The sequence below is a fragment of the Verrucosispora sp. SN26_14.1 genome, assembly GCF_004307965.1.
Lineage (GTDB): Bacteria > Actinomycetota > Actinomycetes > Mycobacteriales > Micromonosporaceae > Micromonospora.
The window spans coordinates 1-9,191 of the sequence record NZ_SISL01000237.1 but is presented as its reverse complement, the minus strand read 5'-3'; the positions used below and the strand labels follow the sequence as shown (position 1 = coordinate 9,191).

Annotated in this window: 10 protein-coding genes; 2 read left to right on the top strand and 8 right to left on the bottom strand. The window is 70.5% G+C overall.

Annotation, left to right across the window (positions count from 1 at the left end):
- The 5 genes from EYA84_RS19970 to EYA84_RS19950 all read right to left on the bottom strand — a co-directional run.
- Positions 1-635: beta-ketoacyl synthase N-terminal-like domain-containing protein (locus EYA84_RS19970; protein WP_201272436.1), on the bottom strand; the 635-nt coding region annotated here is incomplete at its 3' end.
- Positions 632-1,837 (bottom strand): beta-ketoacyl synthase, encoded by a 1,206-nt coding sequence (locus EYA84_RS19965; RefSeq protein ID WP_131054569.1) that lies wholly within the window; start codon positions 1,835-1,837, stop codon positions 632-634. The genes EYA84_RS19965 and EYA84_RS19970, both read right to left, overlap by 4 nt.
- Positions 1,834-2,067, bottom strand: a complete 234-nt coding sequence (locus tag EYA84_RS19960; protein WP_131054568.1) for an acyl carrier protein — start codon at positions 2,065-2,067, stop codon at positions 1,834-1,836. Before EYA84_RS19960 ends, EYA84_RS19965 begins: the two co-directional genes overlap by 4 nt.
- 70 nt (positions 2,068-2,137) lie before the next feature.
- On the bottom strand, positions 2,138-3,178 hold the full coding sequence (locus EYA84_RS19955; protein ID WP_176094221.1) for an enediyne biosynthesis protein UnbU: 1,041 nt from the start codon (positions 3,176-3,178) through the stop codon (positions 2,138-2,140).
- The gene (locus tag EYA84_RS19950; RefSeq protein WP_161595006.1) at positions 3,175-4,959 is read right to left on the bottom strand and encodes a CRTAC1 family protein; all 1,785 of its coding nucleotides are present in this window, start codon (positions 4,957-4,959) and stop codon (positions 3,175-3,177) included. The genes EYA84_RS19955 and EYA84_RS19950 overlap by 4 nt, the downstream gene beginning before the upstream one ends.
- An 895-nt stretch (positions 4,960-5,854) precedes the next feature.
- Between EYA84_RS19950 and EYA84_RS19945 the strand changes: the two genes are divergently transcribed.
- Together EYA84_RS19945 and EYA84_RS19940 are read left to right on the top strand one after the other, a co-directional pair.
- Entirely contained in the window at positions 5,855-6,394 is a 540-nt protein-coding gene (locus tag EYA84_RS19945; protein WP_131054566.1) for a hypothetical protein, read from the top strand.
- Entirely contained in the window at positions 6,391-6,747 is a 357-nt protein-coding gene (locus EYA84_RS19940) for a hypothetical protein (RefSeq protein ID WP_131054565.1), read from the top strand. The genes EYA84_RS19945 and EYA84_RS19940 overlap by 4 nt, the downstream gene beginning before the upstream one ends.
- A gap of 37 nt (positions 6,748-6,784) precedes the next feature.
- Here the strand turns inward: EYA84_RS19940 and EYA84_RS19935 are convergent, their stop codons facing one another.
- The 3 genes from EYA84_RS19935 to EYA84_RS19925 all read right to left on the bottom strand — a co-directional run.
- Positions 6,785-7,354, bottom strand: a complete 570-nt coding sequence (locus tag EYA84_RS19935; protein ID WP_131054564.1) for a nucleosidase — start codon at positions 7,352-7,354, stop codon at positions 6,785-6,787.
- Positions 7,355-7,420: 66 nt separating this feature from the next.
- The gene (locus EYA84_RS19930) at positions 7,421-8,146 is read right to left on the bottom strand and encodes a hypothetical protein (protein ID WP_131054563.1); all 726 of its coding nucleotides are present in this window, start codon (positions 8,144-8,146) and stop codon (positions 7,421-7,423) included.
- 44 nt (positions 8,147-8,190) lie between these two features.
- Positions 8,191-9,191: PLP-dependent aminotransferase family protein (locus tag EYA84_RS19925; RefSeq protein ID WP_236145857.1), on the bottom strand; the 1,001-nt coding region annotated here is incomplete at its 5' end.

Here is a 9,191-nt window from a genome sequence, read left to right as displayed (position 1 = left end):
GCCTCGCGGGGACCCGGCCGCGACGCGACGCCGGCCCGGTGCGACTGCGCGGCCAGCGGCCCCAAGTGGCGTCTGCCGAGTGCCGCCGGCTCGGTGCTCAGGGCCGTGAAGGCGGCGAGGGTGCCGGTGGTGCCGTCGGGCAGCCGCTGCGACTCGAAGCCGCCGACGAACACGAGGTCGGCGCTGCCGTCGACGAGCAACGCGCGGGCCGTGTCCAGCGCCGACCAGACGGAGTCGGCACCCGCGCTCACCACCACGCTCGGGCCCCGGCACTGCGCGGCGATGGCCGCGTTGCCGGCGGCGGCGTTGTGCACGGTCATCGGGAACAGCGCCGGATTGACGAGGTGGTCGCCCCGACGGATCGACTCGTCGAGAAACTCGTCGATGTCCGGTCCCGCGCCGGTCTCGGTGCCGAGGGCGATGCCGCGACGCTCGGGGGCGGGCAGGTCGGCTTCGGCGTCCTGGAGCCACGCCTGGAGGGCGTGGACCACGACGGCGGACCGCGCCGACCGGTACCGACGGACGAGGGCCGGCAGGTCGCTCGATCCAGCCGGGACGCCGGTGAGGTGCGCGACCGGAGAAAGTTCGAAGGTGGCGGCGACCGACGCGGTCGCACAGTGGATCTCGGTCGTCATGCGCTGGCCTCCTCGTACGCGGGCCGCCGTAGGCCGACACAGGTGTTGTTGCCGCCGAAGGCGAACGCGTTGTTGAGCACCAGGTCGATCCGGGTCGCCTCGTCGTGGCGGCCGGTCGCCGGCCGGACGCCGAGCGAGGTGCCGGCGTCGTCCAGACCCCACTGCGGGATCGTCTGCTGGTGGTCGAGCACCAGCGTGCAGGCGACCGCCTCGATCGCGCTGGCCGCGCCGAGGGAGTGGCCGATGAGTGCCTTGATGGAGCTGATCGGCGGGGGCGACCCGGTGAAGACCGTGCGGTAGGCGGCTGCTTCGGCGGCATCGTTCTGCGGTGTGCCGGTGCCGTGGGCGCAGACGTACGCGACGTCGGCGGGGTCCGCGCCGGCGATCGCCGACCGCATCGCCCGTGCCACCCCGACGCCGGACAGGTCCGGTGCCGCCGGGTGCTTCGCGTCGCAGGTGAGACCGTAGCCGGCGATCGTCGCCCGCAGCCGTGTGCCACGGGCGGCGGCGTGCGCGGCCGACTCCACGATGACGAAGGCGGCGCCCTCACCGAGCAGCAGTCCGTCCCGCGCGTCGCTGAACGGGCGACAGCGTTCCTGCGCCATGCCGCGCATCCGCGAGAAGCCGGTGAAGGCCATCCGCGACAGCGCCTCGGCTCCACCGCAGACCACGACGTCGGCGGAGCCGTCGGCGATGAGCTGTGCGGCACGGATCAGCGCCATGTTGCCCGCGGCGCACGCGGTGACGAACAGCTCCACCGGAACCGACCCACCGAGGTGCCGCGAGATCCGGGTGCGCAGTGACGTGTCCACGTCCAGCGCGCCCGGCCGACCGGCACCGCTGCGTACGGCCTCACGTCGGGCCCCCTCGTGGTCGGCGACGTCGCCGACCGTCGTCCCGACCAGCACCCGGTCCGGCCGGATGTCGCCGAGTCCGGCGTCGGCGATCGCCTGGTCCAACGCCGCGAGCGCGAACGTGACCGTCCGGTCGCCGTCGAGCCGGGCGGCGTCGACGGTGTCGAAGCCGGGTGTCCACGGCCCGATCTCGCCCGCGACGTGGTTCGCCAGGTCGTCGGTCGGGAACAGCGACACCTCGCGGAAGCGGGGTGTGCCCTGCTGCAGGCCCTGCCAGAAGTGCGTGGCACCGATGCCGGCGGCGCTGACGACACCGAGACCGGTGACCACGGGTGTCCTGGCGGTCATGCGGCCGCGAGGGATTCGGCGAACTCGACGACCTCGTTGATGGTGTCCAGTTGCGGCGTCTGGTTCTCCGGCAGGATCTTGCCCAGGTGTTGTTCGACGTGGGCGATCAGTTCGAGGCGACCCAGCGAGTCGACCCCCAACTCCGCGAAGGACGTGTCGAGGCCGATCTCCTCCGGCTCGGCCATGACCAGCATCGCGACCGTCTCTCGAAGTGTCTCGGTGAGTTCCACTGTTTCTCCTTTCGACCCGTCCACCGGCGCGGACGCCGGAGCCAGGTGACGACGTACTCGGTCGGTGCCGTTACGGCACGGGGTTCGGGGCGATCGTCGGCGGGGTCCCCCCGATGCGGGGCTCGGTGGACTCCGTACTCGACTCTCGGCGTGCCGCGATCCACAGTCCGGCTCCACGGCAGGCGCTGACGATCGTGAGGGCGAAGAAGACGCCGAAGGCCACGTGGAAGAGCATCAGGACGCCGTAGACCGCGGCGACCGAGAGACCGAACGTGATCTGGCCCGACGTGGACCTCGGCGTCGTACCCGGGTCGGTGATCATGTAGAGCGTGAAGAGCAGCAGCGCCATCCCGGTGAGCGGGGACATCGCGGCCAGGAAGGAGGTGTCGTCGGTGAACACCGCGCGCAGCGCCGCCTGGGCGGTGAAGCCGCCGATCCACGCGAAGATCAGTGGGAGCTTGCCGGTGAAGATGAAGTTGATGAACAGGCCCAGGCAGGCGAGGAAGGCGGGCAGCGCGATGTCGCCGAAGTGACCGAGGTTCTCGGTGAACTGGTACGGCGGCGCGATGCTGACGGTGCTGGCGTAGAGCACCAGCATCACCGTGATGCCGAAGTTCGAGGGGTTGAAGAAGTGCTTGTCGCCCCTTCCGGTCCGGACCCGGAAGATGTACTTGCTGCTGATCGTGACGACCGCGGCGACGATGAACAGGTCGAGACGGTCGCTGATGAACAGCAGCATCGCCAGCGCGAACCCGCTGATGTGCGCCGGCAGGAGGAAGTTGACCAGCGACAGCACCCGCTCGCGTCGGGTGGGCGCCTCGGTACGCGACAGGTACGCCGGCCGCCGCGCGTCCCGCTTGGCCACGAGCGTCTCGAGTGCGATCTCGGTCAGATAGCACATCAGGACCACGAGGATCATCTGGGCGATGGTCTGCTCGAAGCCGAGGAACAGATGCCCGACGATGTTGAGCACCATGATCGCGACGGCGAACCGACGCAGCGCCGCGAGCCGCATCTTCGCCGGGTCGGTGGGCCGCATCTTCGCGGGCAGGTCCCGCAGCCGGGTGCGGGGTGGCGCCGTCGGGGTGGGCAGCGTCAACGTCCCGGTCATGGCAGCACCACCGTGTGCCAGCCGCGGCCCACCTGCACCTCGGCGTTCTGCACCGTCCCGGTGGCGTCTCGCCAGGTCAGCGCCACCGTGTGGGTGTCTCCCGCGTCGTCGCCGAGCCCGAAGTGGACGTCGGTGCTGCTCTGCCCGCTGTGCCCGTTGCCGCCGTCGACGTAGGAGCGGAACGTGCTGCCGCTCGGGGTGGTGACGGTGGCCGTGGCGCCCATCGCGGCCGCGCCCCGCACCTCGTGGGTGGCCCGCAGACCCTCGATCACCTGTGGCGTACGGGGGCCGGTGGGGGAGGCGTCCTCGGTGCTCCGCAGGATCCGCAGACCGACGAACCCGTCACAGCCGTCGCAGTCGTTCACGACCAGCCGGGCGTCCGCCCACTGGTTCGCCTCGATCCAGTCCAGGTCGCCGTCGCCGTCGATGTCGGCCAGTGCGATGCCCCGCATCACGCCCCCGTCGTCAAGGCCGGAGGATTCCGCGACGTTCGCGTACCGGCCGTCGTCTGTCGGTGTCATGACGACCCGAGGCGCCGCACCACTGATGTCCGCGTCCCTCAGGTCGGGCCAGGCGCGGGGGTTGGCGATCAACGTGTCGTTGGAGAGTGCGAGTTCCTGGATCTCCGGCCACCGGTTCACCGGACCGCGGACGAAACCGGTCGCCTGGAGCAGCTCGACCCGCCCGTCGTTGTCGAGGTCGCCGACCTTGTTGTCCCAGGAGAAGGCGGTACGGGCCAGACCGAGGGCCTCGGCTCCCGGCCGGAAGGTGGGTACGCCGTCGTCCCGCACCCCGTCGCCGAGGAAGAGCAGTTGGCTCTCGAACAGGCCGTACTCGTGGGTGATGTTGCTGACGTAGACGTCGTACTCGTTGTCGCGGTCGACGTCGGCGATCGTGACGCCCATGCCCTTGAAGGAGTCCCGGCCGATCATCGTGGACCGGGGGTTGAGGAGTCCCTTGTTGCCGCCGTCGACGTTCTCGAACTTCAGTTCGCCGTCGACCGATCGGTTGACGAAGAAGCGGTCGGGACCGAAGTCGTTGGCGACGTACAGCTCCGGCAACGCGTCGCCGTTCATGTCGGCGGCGGCCACCGCCAACGTCCAGCCCCGCGAGTGGTCCTCGGAGAAGGCGTCCGCGACGAGTTCGTACGAGACGGCGGGGAAGCCGCCCCGGCCCAGCAGCACGTAGTTCTTCCCGCCGTTCATCGCCCGGGACAGCGAGTCGTTCATGTCGACCCGCTTCGGCGATCCGGTGTCGAGGAGCTGGGCGCCGTCGGCGAAGTAGTTGCCGATGAAGATGTCCATGATGCCGTCACCGTTGAGGTCGCTGAAGACCGCGGTGTTCGTGTACCAGTCGAGGTCGGCACCACCGTCGAGCACCTCGTGCGGCGCGAACGTCATGCCACCGGAGTTCAGGTAGGCGACCGGTCCGCGTCCCCAGAAGTAGACCAGGGCGTCGACCCAGCCGTTGCCGTCCAGGTCGGCGAGTCGACAGCCCATCGGGGCCTGCGTGTCCTTGTCGTAGGCGAGCCGTTGCCCGGCCGCGCCCGGGGCGATTCCGTTCTCGTCGAGCAGCGTCACCACGGGACTGCTGCCCATCGTGCTCCGGTCGATCCGGTGCACGCTGACGGAATCCGATCGCGGATCGACCAGGCAGACCTCGTTGGCGTACGCGTCGCCGTCGAGATCGGCGACGGCGGCGCTGGCACCCACCGAGCTGATCCACGATGCGATGTGGTCGACGGAGGGATTGACCTTGCGGACCGTCCGGACCGGATCCACCGCCGGATCAATAGCAGTGACACTGAGGGCAAAGGGTTCGGCGCTGGCCGAACTCGGGGCGGACGGGACGACGAATCCCAGTGTTATCGCGACGAGCGGAACTGCGAAAAGCGCCGCTTGGTACATCGGTCGTCCCTGGAAACCTATCGGCATCGCACTCCCAGTTCTCAAGTGCCAGCCGACCTGCAGCGAGAAACCGGAGGAACTGCTGGCGTCGCGTTCGCTTGAGCGGAGGACAACGGTGGCGTCCTGGATGCAAAAAGCGACCACCGCAGTCATGGAAATCAATCTCGACGGGACCGTCCACCGTGGACGCCGCCGTCCTTCGGCGGAACTTCCACATTGCGGTTATCCCATAGGTGAGACGGTGTGCGCAAGGGGGGCGACTGCCGCTCGGCGTCGAGATGCGACTATCGTCAGCCCCTCTGAGCAGTGAAAACTCGACCGACGCGAGTGTTTAACGACCGTTTGCGAAGGCGACACTGTGCCACAGTCGAACACCTGCCCGCGTCGGGGATCCGGTCCCCTGCCCGGTCGGGTGGGGGGTGGCGCTCGTCTGGCGTCGTGTGTCGTCCCGACACGCGACGGAGGCACCACTGGAAACGCTTCCAGTCGGTCCACCCCTTGCTTTCGGCGGCGTGAGTTGCTAAATCTCAGAAGCTCGATACGGCACCCTCCGCTGAAGGGAGTCGATGGTGATAGCGGTGCCAGCCCACCTGATCCAGCAGGGAGAAACGACAGAAACGACCATTTCCTCACCCCCTACGAAACGGCCGAGATGGCGGCGACGCGACGCAGTCCAGTGTGGCGGGAATGCGCTCTCTCCGTCAGGGCACGTGTCGTATCAGGGCGCTTTGCCCCCCGACCTCCGAGCACCCGTGAAGTGAGGACTTCGATGAATCGGCTCAACTCCCAGCACCACCGTCCGGCGCTATTGCTCTTCCTCGTCATCGTGGTCGCTCACTGGGCCGAGCACCTCGTGCAGGCGTTCCAGATCTGGGGCCTGGGGTGGACGACCGCCGAGGCCCGTGGGGTCCTCGGGATGCCGTTCCCGTGGCTGGTCACCGAGGAGTGGATGCACTACGCCTACGCCCTGATCATGCTGGCCGGGTTCATCATGCTGCGCCCCGGCTTCACCGGCACGGCCAAGACCTGGTGGACCGTCGCTCTGGGCATCCAGGTCTGGCACCACTTCGAGCATCTGCTGCTGCTCATCCAGGTGCAGTCCGGCACCACGTTCTTCGGCCAGGCCGGCCCGGTGAGCATCGCCCAGCTCATCGTGCCTCGGGTCGAGCTGCACCTGTTCTACAACGGCATCGTCTTCCTGCCGATGGTCGTCGCCATGTTCCTGCACCGCCGCCCCGGTCCGGACGAGGCGGACGAGATGAACTGCACCTGCGCACCCCGCGAACTCACCGGCGCCGGCGTCTCATGAGGTCGCGGCACCGGCGGTGGGGCCTCGCGGCGGTCGCGCTGATCGTCACCGTCGGGGTGGCGCTGGCGCTGCGTCAGGGCGAGCCGGGCGCAGCAGCACCACCACCGCCGGCGTCGTCCGGTCACCAGCACGGTGCCCCGCCCGATCCGCTCACCAGCGCGGTGCTCGCCCTCAACGTGATGGTCCTGCTGGTCCTCGCGGTGCTGGCACGATCGTGGCCGGCGGGGGTCCGCCGGACCGGCAAGATCCGATCGATGTGGCGCTACTCCGAACAGGACCAGGACGCCCCACCGGCCGACGACGACCCGTCGGCCGACCCGTCGACGACCTCGTCCCGATCGCGGCGACGATAGGGGCAGGATCGCCCGGCCCGGTCCGGGACCACCCCGGTCAGAGGTGGTCCCGGACCCAGCCGGCGAGCAGCCGCGCGCAGTCGTCCACCGACTCCTTCCAGGTCCGGTCCGCCCCGGCACCGGCCTCGTCGCTGACCTGCTTGACCAGCCGCACCGGTACGCCGAACCGCAGCGCGGTCGACGCCACCGCGTAGCCCTCCATGTCCACCAACTGGGCGCGGGCGGCCAGCTCGGCGCGCGTCTCGTCGTCGGCGACGAACCGGTCGCCGGTCGCCAGCACCGGCCCGTCACCCCCCAGCGCCAGCGGCGCCCCGACGCTCTGCCCGGTCAACCGGCGGATGAACTCGGTGTCCAGGTCGTGCTGGAGCACACTGCCGACCTGGTGGGTGCCCGTCCAGTCGGGGTGCAGCGCGCCGGCCGTGCCGAGGTTGACCACCGCCGACGGCAGCGGGCCACGGGCCAGCGTCGCCGCCACCGCGACCGCCGCGTTGACCTTCCCCATCCCGGTGAGCAGCACCGGCAGGCGCGCATCGAGGTAGGTGGCCTCCTCGGCGATGGCCAGGACGAGCAACGGACGGTCCGGGCTGATCGTTCCGCGAAGATCCATCCGGCGATGGTAGCGGCCGTTCGTGACCACCCCGTTGCCGGCGGCCACGGCCGGACGGGGACGCCGTCAGCGTGCCCCCACGGTAGTAGCGGCGGCGGCGAGCAGGGTCCGCAACTCGGCGTGCGGAAACCCGCCGGGTGTCGGTGCCCCACGGGTGCTGTAGAAGTCCCGCTTTTGCCCGTCCGCCTGGGTGGCCCACCGGTTGCCGTCCTCGTCGTGCTGCCAGACGACGCCGTGGTCGCGAAAGTCCGCACCCTGGAGCCAGTCCGTCCCACGCGGCCAGTAGCCGTCCCACCCCGACGGCCGCAGCGACGCGTACGCCGCCTCCACCGCCGCCACCGCCGCGTCCACGTCGTCGTCGGCGAAGACCGCGGCATACCGGCAGAGCAGCGCCAGCGGTGCCCCGGGATGCGAGTGGCCCGGATCGAGAGCGGCGATCGCCCGGCAGATCAGGTCGAGTTCCGACCAGCGCAGCGCGTACGGGTGCCAGTGCGCCAGATCGTCCCACCCCAGCTCTGCCGGTTTGTCCGAACCCGGCACGACGATCTCCAGACTGTGGAAGTCGATCCCGACGTCGGCGGTCAGCAGCAGGCGACACCCGTCGCCGACCGCGAACTCCGCATCCGGGTCGTCTTCGTCTTCGTCCTCGTCGTCGTCAGGTTCGTTGTCGACGTCGTCGTCGAGCAGGTCGCCGAGACGATCGGCGCCCGCGCCGTCCGCGTGGGCGAAGGTGTAACGAGCCCAGAACGAGGGACTGTGCAACGACTCGGACAGCGGTGTGGAGGTGGACATCGCACGATTCTCGTCGAGCCGTACGACACGATGCGGGAGGGTTGTCACGCCACCGTGCGCAGCGCCCGAGCGAGGCGGCGGACGGCCTCGTCCATCGCCTCGGGCGGGGCGGCGGCGTAGGTGAGGCGCAGGTGCGGTGCCGGCGGTTCGGCGGCGTACCAGGGGCGGCCGGGAAAGACGACGACCCCTTCGGCGGCGGCGGTCGCGGCCAGCGCCACGTCGTCGGTGCCGTCGGGCAGGCGTACCCAGAGGTGCAGACCGCCGCGCGGCACGGGCTGCCCGGCCAGGTCCGGCAGGTGCCGACGCAGTGCGGCCCGCAACGCCTCACGACGGGTACGCAGTGCGGCCCGCAGCGCCCGCCGGTGTCGCGCCCAGGCCGGTGCGGTGACGACCTCGATGGTGGCCTGCTGCAACGGCCCGGCGACGAAGAAGTCGTCGAGCAGTCGGGCCGCGCGCAACCGCGCGCCAGCGGGGCCCCGTGCACCGATCGCCGCGACCCGCAGACCGGGAGCGGCCGACTTGGTCAGCGACCGCAGATAGACGACGTGTCCGTGCGGATCGTCGGCGGCCAACGGTGGCGGGGCCACCCCGTCCAGCGTGAGATCACGGGCGTAGTCGTCCTCGATCAGGAACGCCCCGGCGTCGCGTACCGCCTCGGCGACCGGGGCCCGCCGGTCGGCCGCCAACGTGGCACCGTGCGGGTTGGCGTGCAGCGGCTGGCAGTAGAACAGCCGCGCGCCGGTCCGGGCGAAGGCGGCGGCGAGCTGGTCGGGGCGTACCCCCTCGGTGTCGGCGGGCACCGGCACCACCCGCAGCCCGGCGGCCCGCGCGGCGGCCAGCGCACCCAGATAGGTCGGCGACTCCACGAGCAGGGTGTCGCCGGACGTGGCGAGCGCCCGCAACGCCGTCGACAACGCGGCCTGACCTCCCGGGCAGATCACCATGTCGTCGGCGCGCAACCCGGTGCCCGCCTCGCGGGCGAACCAGGCCCGCAGATCCGCCCGCCCCTCGGTCGGACCGCGCTGCCACGCGGCGGGTTGCCGGG

Excerpts from the sequence above, each read along its gene's own strand:
- EYA84_RS19935 (WP_131054564.1), bottom strand. The coding sequence starts at position 7,354 with ATGGATCTTCGCGGAACGATCAGCCCGGACCGTCCGTTGCTCGTCCTG.
- EYA84_RS19945 (WP_131054566.1), top strand. The coding sequence starts at position 5,855 with ATGAATCGGCTCAACTCCCAGCACCACCGTCCGGCGCTATTGCTCTTC.
- EYA84_RS19930 (WP_131054563.1), bottom strand. The coding sequence starts at position 8,146 with ATGTCCACCTCCACACCGCTGTCCGAGTCGTTGCACAGTCCCTCGTTC.
- EYA84_RS19940 (WP_131054565.1), top strand. The coding sequence starts at position 6,391 with ATGAGGTCGCGGCACCGGCGGTGGGGCCTCGCGGCGGTCGCGCTGATC.
- EYA84_RS19955 (WP_176094221.1), bottom strand. The coding sequence starts at position 3,178 with ATGACCGGGACGTTGACGCTGCCCACCCCGACGGCGCCACCCCGCACC.
- EYA84_RS19965 (WP_131054569.1), bottom strand. The coding sequence starts at position 1,837 with ATGACCGCCAGGACACCCGTGGTCACCGGTCTCGGTGTCGTCAGCGCC.